Annotated in this window: 15 protein-coding genes; 6 read left to right on the forward strand and 9 right to left on the reverse strand. The window is 44.2% G+C overall.

What is annotated here, in order from left to right:
- Positions 1-70: 70 nt before the first annotated feature.
- The 7 genes from AC13CK_RS10405 to AC13CK_RS10435 form a co-directional block, all read right to left on the reverse strand.
- Positions 71-232, reverse strand: coding sequence for a YqaE/Pmp3 family membrane protein (locus AC13CK_RS10405; protein ID WP_425879765.1), 162 nt, complete (start codon positions 230-232; stop codon positions 71-73).
- Positions 233-537: 305 nt separating this feature from the next.
- On the reverse strand, positions 538-1,824 hold the full coding sequence (locus AC13CK_RS10410; protein ID WP_425879791.1) for a PQQ-dependent sugar dehydrogenase: 1,287 nt from the start codon (positions 1,822-1,824) through the stop codon (positions 538-540).
- 214 nt (positions 1,825-2,038) lie between these two features.
- Positions 2,039-2,746: a GntR family transcriptional regulator gene (locus tag AC13CK_RS10415; RefSeq protein WP_425879763.1), complete on the reverse strand. Its 708-nt coding sequence runs from the start codon at positions 2,744-2,746 to the stop codon at positions 2,039-2,041.
- A gap of 11 nt (positions 2,747-2,757) precedes the next feature.
- The gene (gene uca / locus AC13CK_RS10420) at positions 2,758-6,357 is read right to left on the reverse strand and encodes an urea carboxylase (RefSeq protein ID WP_425879761.1); all 3,600 of its coding nucleotides are present in this window, start codon (positions 6,355-6,357) and stop codon (positions 2,758-2,760) included.
- 67 nt (positions 6,358-6,424) lie between these two features.
- Positions 6,425-6,688: a hypothetical protein gene (locus AC13CK_RS10425; RefSeq protein ID WP_314099721.1), complete on the reverse strand. Its 264-nt coding sequence runs from the start codon at positions 6,686-6,688 to the stop codon at positions 6,425-6,427.
- Between the two features lie 410 nt (positions 6,689-7,098).
- Entirely contained in the window at positions 7,099-7,638 is a 540-nt protein-coding gene (locus AC13CK_RS10430) for a hypothetical protein (RefSeq protein ID WP_482831172.1), read from the reverse strand.
- A gap of 201 nt (positions 7,639-7,839) precedes the next feature.
- Positions 7,840-8,322, reverse strand: coding sequence for a VOC family protein (locus AC13CK_RS10435; RefSeq protein WP_482831224.1), 483 nt, complete (start codon positions 8,320-8,322; stop codon positions 7,840-7,842).
- A gap of 440 nt (positions 8,323-8,762) precedes the next feature.
- Between AC13CK_RS10435 and AC13CK_RS10440 the strand changes: the two genes are divergently transcribed.
- Together AC13CK_RS10440 and lon are read left to right on the forward strand one after the other, a co-directional pair.
- Positions 8,763-9,344 (forward strand): 5-formyltetrahydrofolate cyclo-ligase, encoded by a 582-nt coding sequence (locus AC13CK_RS10440; RefSeq protein WP_305177493.1) that lies wholly within the window; start codon positions 8,763-8,765, stop codon positions 9,342-9,344.
- Positions 9,345-9,491: 147 nt separating this feature from the next.
- Positions 9,492-11,918 carry an endopeptidase La gene (lon, locus tag AC13CK_RS10445; protein WP_005246925.1) on the forward strand — a complete coding sequence of 809 codons (2,427 nt, stop codon included), beginning with the start codon at positions 9,492-9,494 and terminating at the stop codon, positions 11,916-11,918.
- A 72-nt stretch (positions 11,919-11,990) separates the two neighbouring features.
- Here the strand turns inward: lon and AC13CK_RS10450 are convergent, their stop codons facing one another.
- Entirely contained in the window at positions 11,991-12,923 is a 933-nt protein-coding gene (locus AC13CK_RS10450) for a M28 family peptidase (RefSeq protein ID WP_425879757.1), read from the reverse strand.
- 167 nt (positions 12,924-13,090) lie between these two features.
- On the opposite strand from AC13CK_RS10450, the gene rlmH reads away from it, so the two are divergent.
- The 3 genes from rlmH (at position 13,091) to AC13CK_RS10465 (ending at position 15,361) form a co-directional block, all read left to right on the forward strand.
- The gene (gene rlmH / locus AC13CK_RS10455; protein ID WP_004646335.1) at positions 13,091-13,573 is read left to right on the forward strand and encodes a 23S rRNA (pseudouridine(1915)-N(3))-methyltransferase RlmH; all 483 of its coding nucleotides are present in this window, start codon (positions 13,091-13,093) and stop codon (positions 13,571-13,573) included.
- Between the two features lie 110 nt (positions 13,574-13,683).
- Positions 13,684-14,460 (forward strand): DODA-type extradiol aromatic ring-opening family dioxygenase, encoded by a 777-nt coding sequence (locus AC13CK_RS10460; RefSeq protein WP_180037738.1) that lies wholly within the window; start codon positions 13,684-13,686, stop codon positions 14,458-14,460.
- Between the two features lie 127 nt (positions 14,461-14,587).
- On the forward strand, positions 14,588-15,361 hold the full coding sequence (locus AC13CK_RS10465) for an META and DUF4377 domain-containing protein (RefSeq protein WP_253143903.1): 774 nt from the start codon (positions 14,588-14,590) through the stop codon (positions 15,359-15,361).
- Positions 15,362-15,432: 71 nt separating this feature from the next.
- On the opposite strand, the gene gdhA is transcribed toward AC13CK_RS10465, so the two are convergent.
- The gene (gdhA, locus tag AC13CK_RS10470) at positions 15,433-16,776 is read right to left on the reverse strand and encodes an NADP-specific glutamate dehydrogenase (protein WP_004279492.1); all 1,344 of its coding nucleotides are present in this window, start codon (positions 16,774-16,776) and stop codon (positions 15,433-15,435) included.
- A gap of 349 nt (positions 16,777-17,125) precedes the next feature.
- On the opposite strand from gdhA, the gene AC13CK_RS10475 reads away from it, so the two are divergent.
- A complete protein-coding gene (locus AC13CK_RS10475) occupies positions 17,126-17,917 on the forward strand; it encodes an RnfABCDGE type electron transport complex subunit B (RefSeq protein WP_005104626.1) in 792 nt (263 codons plus the stop codon).

The following is a 17,917-nucleotide window of genomic DNA, read 5'->3' on the forward strand; positions in this document are numbered from 1 at the left end:
AAAAAGAAATCTAAATTGCTTTAAGTTAAATAAAGATGAAAAAGTTTTTGGTAACTCACTCCCCTATTTTTTAGGCAATTTTATCTCGATATAAAACATGCATCGCCCAGATTGCAGCAGGAATCCAGCCTAAAATCGAAATCTGAAGCATTAAGCATACTGTCGCTTCGACTGGTCGATGAAGGGTCATAAATAATGACCAAGGGAAAATAAATGCAACAATTGATTTCATTTTTAAAACCCTCTTTTGCCATGTTTTAAATTTTTATATCCAGTTTTTATGGGCACTTAAAACTGGTACTAAGATTTAGATATTTTTAATGGGATCAGCAGAATCTCTGTACATGCTGTAATCCCGCGTAAAAATATCCTGAAAGCCTAATTCAGCCAGCTTAAATGAAGCTTAAAAATTATTTTAAATCCGCTAACCTTTGCATATTTTCAATCAAAATATTGACGTTTGAATGAAACAGTCTTTGCTTTAACTTTTATTTTCCATAGATTCAGATCTGAATAAAATCTTGAATCCCTAGACCTTTATTTACTTACTGCAGCTAGTGTACTCAAGGGTGATACTCGCCAAATCACATCACCGACATCATCAGCAACCAAAATGGCACCTGAAGAATCTACCGCCACACCGACCGGTCGCCCATATGCATCGCCCTGATCACTTAAAAATCCAGTCAAGACATCTTGAGGTGGGCCCATCGGTTGCCCATTCTGAAAGGGAACAAAAATCACTTTATAGCCACTATGCGGTTTGCGGTTCCATGAACCATGCTGGCCAATCAGCGCACCGTTTCGATATTGAGGCATCAGGTCTGCCCTATAGAAGGCCAAGCCCAATGAAGCTGTATGATTGCCCAATGCATAATCCGGTGGAATTGCTTGCGCAACTAAGGCAGGTTTTTGCGGTTTGACCCGTGTATCTACATGTTGGCCATAATAACTATAGGGCCAGCCATAAAAAGCACCTTCTTTGACAGAGGTCAAATAATCAGGAACCAGATCATTACCGAGCTCATCACGTTCATTCACCACTGTCCAAAGTGTGCCGCTCTTAGGTTGCCAATCCATGCCATTCGGATTACGCAGTCCGGTGGCAAAAGGTCGCGCTTGAGCACTGGCTATGTCAAATTCCATGATCAGTGCCCGGCCCTGCTCTTGCTCTAAGCCATTTTCAGCGACATTACTGTTGGAACCCACCGTGATATAGAGTTTGCTTCCGGCAGGATTGGCAATAACATTTTTGGTCCAGTGATGGTTTAAACGACCTGCCGGTAAATCCAGCATCTTGGTACCAGTTGCTGTAATTTGAGTCGCACCGTTCTGATAAGGAAAACGCATCAGGGCATCAGTATTCGCCACATACAACATATTACCGACTAGCGCCATGCCAAATGGAGAATTGAGATTCTGTAAAAATACGGTTTTTTGTTCAGCTACCCCATCTCCATTGCTATCGCGAAGCAGACTGATGCGGTTGGCACTGGGGTGCGATGAACCTGCACGTTGCATCACCCATTTCATGATTTTGCCTTTGATCCCTTTGCTGTCATCGGGCTTAGGCGGTGCATCGGTTTCAGCCACCAGTACATCACCATTCGGCAATACATACAGCCAGCGCGGATGCTGCAACCCTTTGGCAAATGCCTGAACTTTTAAACCTGTCGCTGTTGTCGGCATTTTACCTTCAGGCCAACCTTTAGCAGGTGCAATATTGACCGTAGGCAGCAAGCTTGATTTTGGTTTGGGCAAATGTGGCTGGGAACCATAACTGTCATTGATTGGCGACTTGGAAGGCATGGTACATCCAGTCATGGTTAAGAGAAGTGCACAGCCGGCACCTGTAAGTAAAAGTTGAATAGGCTGATGAAGCATTTTTATCTCTTGTTATTATCATCCTCAACTTACTTTAAAAAACAATTTGAGATGCCACTAGCGGGTTCTTGTTTTTTCTGGTTATGAATTGGTTATCAATTTTAAGTCAGGTCTGATATTTTTCTTGCTATAAAATAAATTTATCCTGATTAACTTACGCAGGACTAGAGGATAACATTTCCAGTGTAATTTTTTTCACCTCATTACGGCTGTGCCGGATATGGGCATCCAATATAGAGAGACAGAACGCTGCATCTTGGGCAAGCAGCGCCTTTAAAATCTGTTGATGTTCAGCATAGGTGGCTGTAACCCGATAATCTTTGGAAAAATCCAGACGGCGTATAATGCGAATTTTTTCGCTGATCTCACTATGTATTTTTGCCATTTCTGCATTGCCGGCTGCCAATACCAAATGACAATGAAATGCTTCATCTTCTACAGATAACCGCCTGAGATCATAGATATATTGTTCTGGTTGAATACACCAGGTTTGAATCAAAACAGCCAGAGCAACCTGCAACTGGTCTTTGGGCATCTGACAAAGTTGTTCGACTGCATAACCTTCCAATAAAATCCGCAGATCATACAGTTCTTCATAAACTTTAAAGTCTAGTGACCGAACCTTCCAGCCACTTCTAAACTGCACCTCGACATAACCTTCCTGCTGCAAGCGATACAAAGCTTGCCGGATGGGTGTACGGCTTACGGCATAGCTTTCAGCAATTTCCGATTCGGTAAAGCGCTCTCCCGGCATCAGCTTAAAGTCAAAAATGTCATTTTTAATTTTCTGGAAAACCAGCTCAGACAGATTGTCTGAGCTTTTTCCTGTCGCTTTAGTACTTGGATTGCGAACAATAGTCATGGCTCAATCCATTACTCCATATAGACCAGTGGCTCACCACTATGCACGGTCTGACCAGAACGGCAGATAATGGCTTTGACAATGCCATCATCGTCAGCATAGACCGGCAGCTCCATTTTCATGGCCTCGATGATGGCCACCGTGTCGCCTTTTTTCACAATCTGCCCGGCTTCTACAAAAATCTTCCAGATATTGCCGGTCATAGAGGCGTTGAGAGGGACATACTGGCTGTAATCGGTATCATCCTGCAGCACTTCTATTTCTACAGGTGCATCAAACTCGTCTTTCCAGCGCTCTACCTCGGCACTAAAAGCAGCCTGCTGCTGCGCTTTAAAAGCAGCAATACTGTCCTGTTCTGCAGCAAGGAAATCCTGATATGCTGCAAAGTCAAACTCGCATTCCTCAATTTTGATTTCTGCCAGACCATGGGCGAAATCAGCACGGAACTGATCCAGTTCGGCCTCAGTGACCTCATAATATTTAATCTGGTCAAAAAAGCGTAAGAACCATTGCTGATCGCCAAACTGCTTGTTCTTTTTAAACTTATTCCAGATCGGTACGGTACGGCCAATCAACTGATAGCCACCCGGTGAGTCCATGCCATAAATACACATATACATGCCACCAATCCCGACTGTACCTTCAGCGGTAAAAGTACGGGCCGGATTATATTTGGAACTCAGTAAACGGTGGCGCGGATCAATGGGCACTGCACAAGGTGCAGTCAGATATACATCACCTAGCCCTAAAATCAGATAATTGGCATCAAAAATAATGTCTTTAACTTGCTGACGAGTGTTTAGACCATTAATTCGCTGAATAAAATCGACATTATTCGGTAGCCATGGGGCCTTGGCACAGACACTTTCCTGATAACGCTCAACCGCACCCAGAGTCGCTGAGTCCTCAAAGGCCATGGGTAAATGGATAATTCTTGAAGGTATTTTAATGTCACGTAAATCACCCATCTGTTCTTCAAGACCAAGCAGGAAGTGAATCAGTTGCTGCTGGCTCAAACGCAGACCATCATATTTAATCTGCAAGGATCGCACACCAGGTGATAATTCCAGGATACCGTCAAGATCAGCTTCACGGATCAGTTGCATCAAGCGGTGTACGCGCAGGCGTAGGGCCAAATCCAGTACGTTATCACCGTATTCCAGCAAGATATAACTGTCACCTGCCTGACGATATACAGCTTTTGGTGCATCTGGCGTAGCTTCACGCAATGCCAGGATACTTTCTGCCTGAACTGTAACGATTTCAGCCTCGCTGGTTATCTCTGCCTTGGCAAAGTTTTGGAGGGTTTGAATTTGCTGCCGCTCCAGCGCATTGGCCTGCTTTACCGAGATTGGATAGAAGCTAATCGTGTCATCGGCTTTCAGTTGACCAATTTTCCAGAGTTCAGCTTTGGCAATGGTCACCGGACAGACAAAGCCACCCAGGCTCGGACCATCTTTGGCAAGAATTACGGGGAAATCACCGGTAAAGTTAATCGCACCAATGGCATATTCACAGTCATGTACATTGGATGGATGCAGACCCGCTTCACCGCCATTTTCACGCGCCCAGCTTGGCGTCGGTCCGGTTAAACGGATACCCAATCGGTTCGAGTTAAAATGCACTTTCCAGCTTGATGCAAAAAACTCCTCAATATATTCAGCTTTAAAGAAATCAGGAGCGCCATGCGGACCATAGAGCACACCAATTTTCCATTCCTTGCCATAACTTGGAATCAGATCTGTTGCCAAAACTTCAGGTTCTGCAATCGCTAAAGGTAGACCATCGGCCGGCAGCTCAGGATTCACCATCTTAATCATGTCACCAGCCCGTAACACTCGGCCTGCATGTCCACCAAAATTACCTAAAGCAAAGGTAGAACGGCTACCCAGATATTCCGGCACATTCAGACCATTTCGTACAGCCAGGTAGGTCCGGCATCCAGATTCAACCTGTCCAATTTTTAGGGTTTGGCCTGCTTTTACCTGAATAGGCTGCCAGAAATTTACTGCTTCATCATCCAGACTTACCGGACAAGGTGCGCCAGTTAAAGCAATGATATTTTCTGCATGAAATTTGAGGATTGGACCTTGCAGGGTAAATTCAAACCCGGCGGCGGCCTCGACATTCCCAACAATTTTATTGGCCAGCCGGAAGGCATAATCATCCATTGGGCCTGAAGGCGGTACACCAATATCCCAATACCCGACACGACCCGGATAATCCTGAATCGAACTTTGTGTACCCGGCTGAATCACCTCAATCACATTCGGCACATATTTGAAATCATCCAGCATGCGTGTCCAGATCTGCATCTGTTCAAAACGTGGATCTGAAATAACAGTATGCACATAATCCAGATTGGTACTAATACCATTCAGGCGAGTTTCAGCTAAAGCTGATTTAAGCGTATGAATGGCAGTATCACGATCTTCAGCATGCACAATAATCTTGGCAATCATCGGGTCAAAGTATTGGGAAATTTCAGTTCCGGTACTCACCCAGGTATCAACCCGGACATTTTCCGGAAAAAAGACATCGGTCAAAATCCCTGGACTCGGCTGGGAATTCTTAACTGGATCTTCGGCATAGATGCGTACTTCAATCGCTGCACCTTGAGGCTGAATACTGCTTAGATGCTTCCAATCCAGAGTATCACCTGCTGCAACTTTCAACATGCATTCAATCAGGTCTAAACCGGTCACCATTTCAGTCACCGGATGCTCCACCTGCAAACGGGTATTCACTTCAAGGAAATAAAACTCGTCACGTGCTGTATCGTAAATAAACTCAACCGTACCGGCACTGCGATATTCCACCGATTTGCCCAGTTCAACTGCCGCCTGATGCAATTTTTGACGGGTTGCTTCAGGTAACTGTGCCGCTGGTGTTTCTTCCACAACCTTCTGATTACGGCGCTGCAGTGAACAGTCACGCTCGCCCAAAGCCACCACTTGCCCCTGACCATCCCCAAAAATCTGTACTTCGACATGACGGGCTTTATCGAGAAAGCATTCTAAAAATACTCCGGCATCTTTAAAGAACTGCTCGCCCAGACGTTTTACACTTTCATAAGCCTCCTGAAGTGCCTCGGCATCATCACAACGGGTCAAGCCAATTCCGCCACCGCCTGCTGTACTTTTCAGCATAATTGGATAACCAATTTTTTCAGCTTCTGCCAAAGCTTCGTCCAGACTATTTAGCAGACCTGTACCGGGAGTCATCGGTACATTGGCAGCTGCAGCAAGTTCACGGGCACGATGTTTTAAACCAAACTCTAAAATTTGCTCCGGTGTTGGCCCCATGAAAGCAATATTATTTGCTTCGCAGGCACGGGCAAAGTCAGCACTTTCTGACAGAAAACCATAACCTGGGAAAATTGCTTCGGCCCCGGTATTCTTGGCTGCGGCAATCAGCTTTTCAATACTTAAATAGGTATCACTCGGTTTGGTACCTTCTAAGGACACTGCAATATCTGCATCAATCACATGCTGTGCATAACGGTCCGTTTCTGAATAGACGGCTATACTGGTTATACCCATTTTTTTTAATGTGCGAATGGCACGAACAGCAATTTCGCCGCGATTTGCAATCAGTACAGTTTTAAACATGTGAATCCCCTTTTATTCTCTCTATTTTTTGAATCTGCTGAATGGGTCTATTTCGTTGTTTTCTGATTCAGCTGCTGTATATAAAGCCGCTATCGACTATGTTCGCTGCTCTGTGTCGTAGCCTTTGATACATACCGTCCGCAAATACAGCTTTTTTAAATGCATCGTTTTTTGCTTGAAGAGGTGCAGCATTCGTAACCGGAATCCAGACAAGTTCACCCACCTCAACATGGGTAGTGCGTTGAGCAAGATGATTCAGTTGAAGCTGTTTTGGCTGATCGGCATCGCGCCATTTTCGGACTGTCCAGCCGATCATTTTCTGATGAAGCATTCTGTATCCATTCTTGTATCCAAGTTTGAATACAGTTATGCAGAACTTATGCCAGTTTAATTTTCTATATTATTTTCAATATTTTAATAAAATTTAAGATGTATAAATTAGGGAGAATTTCGTTAGATGATTGTTTTTGGTTCAGCCTGTTTTCAATTCAGTGCAAAAATTATTCTTAAACTCATATTGCATGATCTGCATTATTTCAACTTTTGCAATACTCATATAAAAGCCCATCTGTTGATGAGCTTCTAAGTGAACTATTTTATTTGTAGCTTAGGACAGTCATAAAAATTGAGTGTATTAAATATCCGAATTGAAAGGTTGAATCAGCGTGCATTCGTCATTGCGGTGATTCATTACTTCACAGGAATCATTAAGTGCTGATAAGGCGTCCCAGACCACATGACCTAGGGCACAGCGGTATCCGGTTGCGTATGTTTAGGATACATCTCATAGAAACGAGCTTCAGCACCGACGATCATGACATGGGGACCCGTTTTGACCCAATGATTGCCCGCAGTAGGCTTCTTGGCATAGGGATCGACATTACTGGCATCCGTACCACCTGCCAGCATATACATGAAGCCTACTTTTCCAACTGTGGGCGGTTTATGTCCCATCCAGGCTTCTGCCCATTCTAGAGCGGCCTGATCCATACACATTGGGTCTGGACCTGGAGTGGTCAGATTATCAGGCATACAGGTAAAACCATTATTGCCCTTGCGCAAGGTACGTATTTTGCCATCTGCACCGACAGCGACAATCGTGGCTGCAGCGGCTACTTTCTTAGGTGCAGCAGTCATGGCACTTGCAATGGCTTTCTTATCGGCAGCAGATGAAGCTGCGCCTGAGCTGGCTTTGCCCGACATGGGCGGTTCAACGGCTAAAGCGGCAGGTGCAGACAGCGCGACCCATCCCGCCATAAGCAGTAATTGAGGAAAATTCATGGCACATTCTCCTTGAATCATCATGAAGAAATTGGATTTAGGTTCAGATCAAGTTGGATTAATCTGTAATTTTTGTAACGTATCCTTATAGAGTTGAGGGATAATTTGAGTTGATCAAAAGAAAGGAGAAGATTTAACTATTGCAGTGAAATTGCGCTACACAGCGATATCAACTGCAATGAAAGACAATATCTTTGGCGCTTAACCACGAAATGCTGCTTCGATCACGGAGATGTCAATTTTCTTCATGGTCATCATCGCATTAAATGCGCGCTTGGCCGCAGCACGGTCAGGACTGTTACAGGCGTTGATGAGGACCATTGGCGTAATCTGCCAGGAAATACCCCACTTGTCTTTACACCATCCACACTCGCTTTCCTGACCGCCACTGCCAACAATGGCATTCCAGTATCGGTCTGTTTCTTCTTGGTCTTCAGTCGCCACCTGAAATGAAAATCCTTCATTGTGTTGAAAGTCAGGGCCACCATTCAGTCCAATGCAGGCAACGCCCATCACCGTAAATTCGACGGTGATAACATCGCCTTCTTTTCCGGAGGGATAATCTCCGCGTGCAAGATTGATCGCGCCAACTGAGGAGTCTGGAAAGGTTTCTGCATAAAATCGTGCTGCACCTTCGGCATCGTCATCGTACCAAAGGCAGATAGTATTCTTCGCAATATTCATCATGTTCAATCTCCATTGATTTAGGTCTTACGCGCTCTGCCTAAGTACAATGTGTCTCATATATCGGTCGAGAATAGTCATATGATCCTTGTCTATCTTTCACCAAAAAATATAATAAACCTACTTTAGAATTGTATTTTTATTGATCGAAAGCTGTTTCAAAGTGCTTAAACTGATGCGTTTCCAGAGTTTTTCACTGAACAATCGGTTGCTTGGAAAATCGTGAATCAACCAGATTGAATCTCCTTTCTCATGACAATTTAAAAACCAGTGATGCAACAGCTTTTTAGTTTTTGAACTTTGAGACTGCTGGCAAAATTAGCCGAATTTAAATAAGCAGATACGGAATAATATAAAATTGCAGCTCATAATTATTTTTTACTTTTCCAGAATTCCCACTTAGACTAGAGCACAAATTTGTTGCATATGCTTTTTGCCCTATGACCATTCAGGAATTAAGAAGATACCTTCGTAAAACGCGTCGTCATCTCTCTAAATTTGAGCAAAGGCAATCCGCACAAAAAGTTCTAAACCGTCTGATCCGCAGTCCAGAATTTATTCATGCCCAACGTATTGGCCTGTATTTGCATGCTTTTGGGGAGATTCAGACCCAGGCGATTATTGAACGCTGCTTTAAACTGGGCAAACAGGTGTATCTACCAGCGATTTGCGACATGAATCAGCAGCTGGTCTGGATCCGGATCACCCAGCACCAATACCATAACAAGCGCTTTGCCCATCATCGGCTGGGTATGCGAGAGCCCATGAGCACCCGTGGTGTACATGTTTCCAAACTGGATTTATTGCTCATGCCACTATTGGCCTGTGATACTTCGGGCACACGGATTGGTATGGGCGGCGGTTTTTATGATCGTACCTTGGCTTCTGCACCTGGGCGTCCATTCCGTCTGGGGCTGGCGCATGACTTTCAACTGCTGGCACAGCCGCTAAAACGTGAAACATGGGATCAGCCCCTTGATGCTTTAATCACCCCGACAATATTTATAAAGTTCAAACGTTAATTTTGCAATTTTATCCTTGCTAACTACTTTAAAATCACATAATTAGTCATTTTTCATACAATTTAATCTTAACTGCCCTTGTATTTTTAAAATTACCCATCACTATTAAAAGCATGGCAACACCGTTGTCACTCATTAGGAGTGCTCATGTCTGAAATTATTATGAATCAAGAAACCTTAGAGCCTCAGGTTCCAAGTGTACTACCCCTTTTGGCGCTGCGTGATGTGGTGGTTTATCCGCATATGCAAATTGCGCTGTTTGTCGGTCGTGAAAAATCGATCAATGCAGTTGATGTGGCTCGTAACAGTGACAATCTAGTATTTGTAGTTGCGCAAAAAGATTCGCTTACAGAAGAAATTGATCACGACAATTTATATCAATACGGTACTGTCGCGAAGATTGTGCAAGTTGTGAATCACGAAAATGATGAAAACTGTATTAAAGTCCTGATCGAAGGCCTGCACCGTGCCAAGCTGAAAACCATCATTGACGAAACTGAGTATCTGACAGCAGAGCATGAACTCAGCCCAATGACGGTGAGCGTCGATGCAGACACCCAAGCTGTGCGCTTGCAGGAATTGCGTGCGCTTTTCGCTCAATATGCAGAAGCGAAACTTCGTAATGCGCGTGAACTGATCACCGCAGCCAACAAAATTGAAGATCTATTACAGTTATTGTTCTTCGTCGCAACCCGTGTTCCATTGAATATTGATGTCAAACAGAAATTCCTGGAACATGACGAATTCGAAGCACATTTGACTGAATTGATGACTTATCTATTGCAACAGTCTGAAGAACAACAGATTGAGCAAACCCTGCATGATTCTGTTAAACGTCAGATGGAAAAGAACCAGCGCGAATATTTCCTGAATGAAAAAATGAAAGTCATTCAGCGCGAGCTTTCTGATATGAATGGCGGTGCGGAAGACGATGTCGCTGAAATTGAAAAACGTCTGGCTGAAGCAGATTTGCCTGAGCATGTACGTAAAAAAGCAGAAGCTGAATTCCGTAAATTAAAAGCGATGCAGCCTGCTTCAAGTGAAGCTGCTGTGGTACGTAACTATCTGGAAGTCATTCTGGATACACCTTGGAATAAAGCCAGCAAAGTCAGCATTAACCTGAACAAGGCACAGGAAATTCTGGATGCAGACCATTATGGTCTGGACGATGTCAAAGATCGCATTGTGGAATATCTGGCAGTTCAGTCACGTGTGAAAAAATTGCGTGGCCCGATTCTATGCTTGGTTGGTCCTCCAGGTGTGGGTAAAACTTCACTCGGTGAATCGATTGCCAAGGCAACTGGTCGTGAGTTCGTGCGTATGGCGCTGGGCGGCGTGCGTGACGAAGCTGAAATTCGCGGTCACCGTCGTACCTATATCGGTGCGATGCCAGGTAAAATTGTGCAGTCATTGACTAAAGTGGGCGTAAAAAACCCGTTGTTCCTGCTCGATGAAATCGACAAGATGGCGCAAGACTACCGTGGCGATCCGGCTTCTGCGATGCTTGAGGTACTTGATCCATCACAGAACAACAAGTTCAGCGATCACTATCTAGATCTTGATCTGGACCTGTCTGAAGTAATGTTTATCTGTACCGCGAACAGCATGAACATTCCTGAGGCGCTGCTGGACCGTATGGAAGTGATTCGTCTTCCGGGTTATACCGAAGAAGAGAAAGTCAATATTGCGGACCGCTACCTTGTTCCTAAAGCCATCAAGAACAATGGTCTACGTGCCAAAGAATTGACCGTGCATGAAGAAGCGATTCGTGACATCGTGCGCCGTTATACGCGTGAAGCCGGTGTACGTAACCTTGAACGTGAAGTTTCAAAAATTGCACGTAAGGTGGTGAAAGAGGCGGTTAGCAAGAAAGCCAAAAATCTTCAGGTTGAAGTGACAGCAGGAAATCTTCCAGATTACTTGGGTCCACATAAATTTGACTATGGTATGGCGGAAGAAGAAGCGCAAATCGGCCGTGTAAATGGTTTGGCTTGGACTTCGGTTGGTGGTGAATTACTGACCATTGAAGTTGCAGCAGTTCCAGGTAAAGGTAAGTTCATTACTACCGGTTCTCTTGGCGATGTCATGAAAGAATCGATTACTGCTGCAATGACTGTGGTGCGTACCCGTGCAGATGAACTCGGCATCGAAGCCTCGCGCTTTGAAGAAACCGACGTGCATGTGCATCTACCTGAGGGTGCAACACCGAAAGATGGTCCATCAGCAGGTTTGGCTTTGACTACAGCATTGGTGTCTGCTTTCACGGGTATCCCGATTCGTCCGGATATCGCGATGACAGGTGAAACCAGTCTGGGCGGTCGTGCGCTGCGTATCGGTGGCTTGAAAGAGAAACTTTTGGCAGCCCATCGTGGTGGCATCAAGCTGGTATTCATTCCACAGGAAAACGTACGTGACCTGGCGGAAATTCCAGAAAATGTCAAAGAAGGTCTAGAAATTAAAGCCGTAAAATCGATTGATGAGATTTTACCGCTGGCACTGACCTCTTTGCCAAAAGCCTTGGTTAAAGCACCAATTGTGAAAACCAAAGAAGAAGCGAAAGCAGCGCGTCATTAAGACTTGATGTTTCGTATAAAATACCCTGCTTCGGCAGGGTTTTTTATTGAGTTATTGAATAAAACAACTGAATTATGGCTGTAGTGCCATCGTAACCAATCCATCAATCACATGAGTCATCTTGTTCAGATCAAGCTTGTCTAAAGTATCCAATTCGGTATTGTAATAAGGATTACGATAATTCGCAGTATCGGTAATCAACATGGTCGAATAGTTGAATTTGGCATAATTCAGATAGCCAGAGAAATTCATATCCTGAGCAAAACTTGGGCTAACAAAGCGTTGACACTCCAGACGGTTAAAACGCTGCATGGCATCACAATAATCTCCAGTCAGGCCAGTTGAGGCTAAATGCCCAATCGCGGCAATAAAGTTACCATGTCGTGGATAAATCCACTTTAATCCCACCGGATAGCTCTGCACCTGATGTTCATCAAAATAACCAATCGAATCCAGAATCACCACGCCCTTAATTTTCTGCTTCTGCTTTTTTAAAGACTTGGCATGCATATAACTGCCCATATGTTCTGTCTTGAAAAAAGGCGGCTCTTCTAGCGTATAGAAAGCAAATTCGACATCATGTTGGAGCTTGGATTTTTGCAAAGCGAGTAGTCTTGCCGTTTCCAGTAAACCCGCTACCCCTGAGGCATTATTATCGGCACCTTTTTGGGTACTAAAGACATCATAATGCGCTCCCATCACCATTTTGGTCTTTGCTTGAGTATCCAAATTACAGATGACATTTCGGTAACTCAGGTTATTGACCACATAAACCTGAAACTGGCATGGAATACCAAAGCGCTGCATCTGTCCTTTAATCCAGGCAGATACCTGATTCAGCTCTTTCAGATTTTTATAATTTCGGTATTCATCGACACTCATGATCTGGCTAAAAAATAATTCCAGATGAGAAACCTGAGCATTTTTGCTCGAATTGGCTGCACAGAGACTAGACCCCATGAGGCCTATCAGTAACAGCAGCACAGTACAACATCCTTTTATCATGACACTGTTCCGCATTTATTATTATTCCATTCCTTTATCAAGCGGATACTTGAACTAAGGACATTAAAGCAACACTAAATCTCTCATTTCAATTTCAATTTGTTTCCCTGCTCAACTTCATGTTGTTTGATCGTTATAATGAGGTATCCAATTATTGATCTGTCTGTATGAAAATCCGTATCCTGACCATTGGTCAAAAAATGCCAGCGTGGGTGCTGACTGGTTTTGAAGATTATTTCAAACGTATTCAGCCTTTTGTACAGACCCAGATTATTGAACTGCCGATGGCCAAGCGCGGGAAAAATGATTCTGAAGCGGATATTCTGAAATACCGCAATATTGAGGGCGACAGCATTTTAAATGCGCTCAAGCAGAATGAAACCCTGATTGCACTAGAAGTGGGCGGACGCGAATTCAGTACCGAGAAACTGGCTGAAACCATGAAAGGCTGGATGCTGGAAGGCAATGATGTAGCACTTGCAATTGGTGGACCGGATGGTCACTCAGAAGCCGTGCGTAAAGCTGCTGCATGGCACTGGTCACTTTCCAAGTTAACTCTGCCGCATCCTCTGGTACGTGTGATGCTGATCGAGCAGCTTTATCGTGCCATGAGCATCAATAACAACCATCCTTATCACCGAGCAGGCTAATGATTTTGCTGAAGCGTTCTTTATATGCAACGTTTTGTTGAATAATCTCTTCTGCTCTTATTTCTATTTTTCATGCATTATTGAGGCATCTTCCAGATGTGGTTTGACTTATGAACTTACAAACGTTGCCCGGCTTATTTATTTCTCATGGCTCTCCTATGCTGGCGCTGAATCCTGAGCAAGTGGGTCCTGCCTTGCATCGTTTGAGCGAAAATCTGCCACGCCCGGAAGCGATTATTGTGATGTCTGCGCATTGGGAAAGTGATGCGTTGGAAGTCAGTAGCGCAATTCGCCCAGAAACTTGGCATGATTTTCGTGGTTTCCCGCCTGAACTTTATCAATTACGCTACCCTGCACCGGGAAATCCTGAATTGGCCGAGAAAGTCTTAGGCTTGCTGGCCAATGCCGGCTTTTCTGCACATGCCAACAGTACTCGTCCGCGTGATCATGGTGTATGGATGCCGCTGCTACATATGTATCCAGATGCCAACATTCCCGTGGTAGAAATTTCCTTACCCATGTCGATGAGTGCGGATGAAATTTATCAGATTGGTCAAAGCCTGGCACCTTTACGTGAACAACAAATCCTGCTGATTGGTTCGGGCAGTATTACCCATAACTTACGGGAACTGTCTTGGGATGGAACGGCTGCTGATGTACCCGAATGGGCTTCTGGCTTTCGTAATTTTGTGGTGCATAAACTGACACATAGTGATTATGACGCCGTACTGGACTGGTCCAATATTCCGCATATGGCGCGGAATCATCCAACACTAGAACATTTTGCTCCGATTTTCTTTGCGATGGGCACAGGTCAGCGTTTTAGTCTGGTACATAGCAGTTTCACCATGGGTTCACTCGGTATGGATATTTACCGCTTCGATTAATCTTGCTTCAGCGCTAAAATCTTAATGATGGATACATTTTGCAACTCAAAGCTGCGAAATGTATCCATATTTTTTTGCAATACATCCATTATTATTGTTTGAACTTTATATAATTCATTATAAGTCCATGAAATTAAAATTTATTGTGCTGGCATTATTGCCTTTAACTTTTGCAGGCTGTCAGTCCAGTGATATTCAACGAGCTGGAGATCTTGCGGTGGCCACCATCCAACAAAAAAATGCAGATCAGATTCTTCCAGCCTATTACTGGGAACTGAATCGTGGACTAGAACGACCCGTTGTACTGAATTTCAACGCTCAAGGCCGGCTGAGCGCCGTGACGGGCTGTAATGGACTCGGGACGACCTGGTCAGTCAAAAACAATATCATCACCACCAGCGAAGTTATAGGCACTGAAATGGCCTGTGATGCAGCATTGATGGAGCAGGAACGTTTTGTCAGTCAACTTTTACAGAAGCGTGACATTCCTTTTACGCTCAATACCACAGATCCTGACAAGCCGACCCTGACGTTGATGGCCGCAAATGGTCAAACCTATGAATTTATCGGGAAAATGACTCCGGAAACCAAATACCAAGGACAGGCTGAAACAATTTTTCTGGAAATTTCCCCCGATACCAAACAATGTACCGGCGTAACCCAACAAAGCTGCTTGCAAGTCAAAGAAGTGAAATATGATCAGAATGGCCTGAAAACTCAGGTCGATAAGGACTGGACTTTATTCTATGATCAGATTGAAGGTTTTCGGCATTCACCAAATGAACGGCAGATTATTCGGGTCAAACGTTTTGAAATTAAGCATCCGGCAGCTGATCAATCGAAATATGCCTATATTTTTGATATGGCGGTTGAGCGTGAATTAGTTAAGGGTGCTCTCTAAGACTAAAAATACCAGATACAAAAAAACCGAAGCAACAGCCCCGGTTTTTTTCAGCTTAGACTAAGTCAGACTTAGAATACGCCTTGAGCAAGCATCGCATCAGCAACTTTTACGAAGCCAGCAATATTTGCACCGTCTACATAGTTCACAGTACCGTCTTCCTTAGTACCGAATTTCACACAGTTACGGTGAATTTCTTTCATGATTGCGTGTAAACGCTCATCAACTTCTTCGAAAGTCCAGCCTAAACGCAATGCGTTTTGAGACATTTCCAGACCAGAAGTTGCCACACCACCTGCATTTGATGCTTTACCTGGCGCATAAAGAATTTTCGCTTCAACGAATTTCTCAACCGCTTCAAGCGTAGAAGGCATGTTCGCACCTTCAGCCACACAGATTACACCGTTTGCAAGAAGCTGAGCAGCGTCGTCTGCATCAAGTTCGTTTTGAGTCGCACATGGCAATGCGATATCACACTTGATACCCCAAGGACGTTGTCCTTCAAGATATTCGAAACCATGTTTAGACGCGAATTCTGAAATACGGCCACGTTTTACATTTTTAAGTTCCATGACTTCAGCAAGAAGCGCCTCAGTGAAACCGTCTTTAACGTGAACTGTACCGGCAGAGTCAGAAAGTGAAACCACTTTCGCACCGAGGTACATTGCTTTTTCAGCAGCATATTGCGCAACGTTACCAGAACCTGAAATCGCAACAACTTTATCTTTGAAGCTTTCGCCACGAGACTTAAGCATTTCCTCAGCGAAATACACAGTACCGTAACCCGTTGCTTCCGGACGTGCCAATGAACCACCGAAAGTTAAACCTTTACCAGTGAATACACACGCAGTGTCGTTACTTAATTTTTTCATCATGCCGGCCATGTAGCCCACTTCACGACCGCCTACACCAATATCACCTGCAGGGATATCTGTGTTCGCACCAAGGTGACGATACAGCTCGATCATTAAAGCCTGGCAGAAACGCATGATTTCGCCTTCTGATTTGCCTTTAGGGTCAAAATCAGAACCGCCTTTACCGCCACCCATAGGAAGTGTGGTTAAAGCATTTTTAAATGTTTGCTCAAAGCCTAAGAATTTTAGGATTGAAAGATTCACTGAAGGGTGGAAACGCATACCACCTTTAAATGGACCGATCGCTGAGTTGTACTGTACGCGGAACGCACGGTTTACTTGAGTCTGACCTTGGTCATCTACCCAAGAAACTCGGAACTGGATCGCACGTTCTGGCTCAACTAGACGTTCTAGTAAACCATGTGCTGCGTATTGTGGGTTCTTTTGAATGAACGGCCACAAACTAGTCATCACTTCTTCTACAGCTTGAAGAAATTCTGGTTGATGTGCATCACGTGATTTTACGTAATCTAGGAACTCATTAAGTGTGTTGTATTTCAACGCTTAATCCTCAGCAGAAAATGGATCAAAATTGGTCAAATTTACAATCAATGTTAAATTTTGGCGCAAAATATTAAATATCTTTTGTAACTAATCTACAATACTTTTTTTGAAAATACTTTAAAATTAATTTGATAACAAATATTTATATTGATTATGAAAATTTTTTCTATGTCAGGAAATGCCAATCGAATCAAGGCTTAGATTCAGATTTATGCCTAATAATAAGGCACAAGTTGACCCTTAATTGCGCACGACTTAGGAGTTTAAAAATATGTTAAAATTGATGAATCGACATATTTTGTTTCACTTACTCTCTCATGCTTGCCATGAGTAACGCTGGTTATACATGAATTCGCCCATTTCTCTGGTCCAATCGATTGACGCTTTACTCCCTCAAACCCAATGTGGACTCTGCGGTCATCGTGACGGATGTTTACCTTATGCCCAGTCGATTACTGAGGGGGAAAATGCCAATAAATGTGTGCCGGGCGGACAGCCTGTTGCCGATGCTTTGGCTGCATTATTAAATCGTCCTAAACTTCAAGCTGAAGAAAGTGTCTGGCCAGTTCAAGCCGATGGTCGTCCTCAGCGCATCAAAGCCGTAATTCGTGAAGATGAATGTATTGGCTGTACCAAATGCATTAGCGCCTGCCCGGTCGATGCAATTATTGGTTCCGGTAAACTGATGCACACCATTCTGACCGATCTATGTACGGGCTGTGAGTTATGTATTCCCCCCTGTCCGGTAGACTGCATCGATTTGGTTGAAGATCAACAACCCTTGCCGACTGAAGCACAGCGTCTTGCGGAACAGGATGATCTGCGTCAGCGTTACTATGCGCACATCCAGCGTGAAGAAAAACGGCGTACCGATCGTAAGGGACCTGTGGTCCGTGCAGAAATTGATACTGCCCTGTTTGCCCGTTTCTCTGCTTTAAATGAGCAACTTCCTGTGATTGAAGTCGCGAGCAAGCCAGAGAATGCACCTGTAGCTTTCGATTCCAAGACCACGATTGAACTGGCAAAACTACGTACCCAAATTAAAAAACTGGAAAAACAGCTTTCGGTTCGTGAAGATGCCCGAAAACGCACCCAACTGGAAGAACTGACACAGCAATTACAGGCTTTACAGGGATAG

The organism is Acinetobacter sp. L-24, assembly GCF_056857555.1.

What these genes read in the sequence shown, in the direction of transcription:
- AC13CK_RS10405 (WP_425879765.1), bottom strand. Translation starts at nt 232, where the DNA reads ATGAAATCAATTGTTGCATTTATTTTCCCTTGGTCATTATTTATGACC.
- AC13CK_RS10410 (WP_425879791.1), bottom strand. Translation starts at nt 1,824, where the DNA reads ATGACTGGATGTACCATGCCTTCCAAGTCGCCAATCAATGACAGTTAT.
- AC13CK_RS10415 (WP_425879763.1), bottom strand. Translation starts at nt 2,746, where the DNA reads ATGACTATTGTTCGCAATCCAAGTACTAAAGCGACAGGAAAAAGCTCA.
- uca (WP_425879761.1), bottom strand. Translation starts at nt 6,357, where the DNA reads ATGTTTAAAACTGTACTGATTGCAAATCGCGGCGAAATTGCTGTTCGT.
- AC13CK_RS10425 (WP_314099721.1), bottom strand. Translation starts at nt 6,688, where the DNA reads ATGCTTCATCAGAAAATGATCGGCTGGACAGTCCGAAAATGGCGCGAT.
- AC13CK_RS10430 (WP_482831172.1), bottom strand. Translation starts at nt 7,638, where the DNA reads ATGAATTTTCCTCAATTACTGCTTATGGCGGGATGGGTCGCGCTGTCT.
- AC13CK_RS10435 (WP_482831224.1), bottom strand. Translation starts at nt 8,322, where the DNA reads ATGAATATTGCGAAGAATACTATCTGCCTTTGGTACGATGACGATGCC.
- AC13CK_RS10440 (WP_305177493.1), top strand. Translation starts at nt 8,763, where the DNA reads ATGACCATTCAGGAATTAAGAAGATACCTTCGTAAAACGCGTCGTCAT.
- lon (WP_005246925.1), top strand. Translation starts at nt 9,492, where the DNA reads ATGTCTGAAATTATTATGAATCAAGAAACCTTAGAGCCTCAGGTTCCA.
- AC13CK_RS10450 (WP_425879757.1), bottom strand. Translation starts at nt 12,923, where the DNA reads ATGATAAAAGGATGTTGTACTGTGCTGCTGTTACTGATAGGCCTCATG.
- rlmH (WP_004646335.1), top strand. Translation starts at nt 13,091, where the DNA reads ATGAAAATCCGTATCCTGACCATTGGTCAAAAAATGCCAGCGTGGGTG.
- AC13CK_RS10460 (WP_180037738.1), top strand. Translation starts at nt 13,684, where the DNA reads ATGAACTTACAAACGTTGCCCGGCTTATTTATTTCTCATGGCTCTCCT.
- AC13CK_RS10465 (WP_253143903.1), top strand. Translation starts at nt 14,588, where the DNA reads ATGAAATTAAAATTTATTGTGCTGGCATTATTGCCTTTAACTTTTGCA.
- AC13CK_RS10475 (WP_005104626.1), top strand. Translation starts at nt 17,126, where the DNA reads ATGAATTCGCCCATTTCTCTGGTCCAATCGATTGACGCTTTACTCCCT.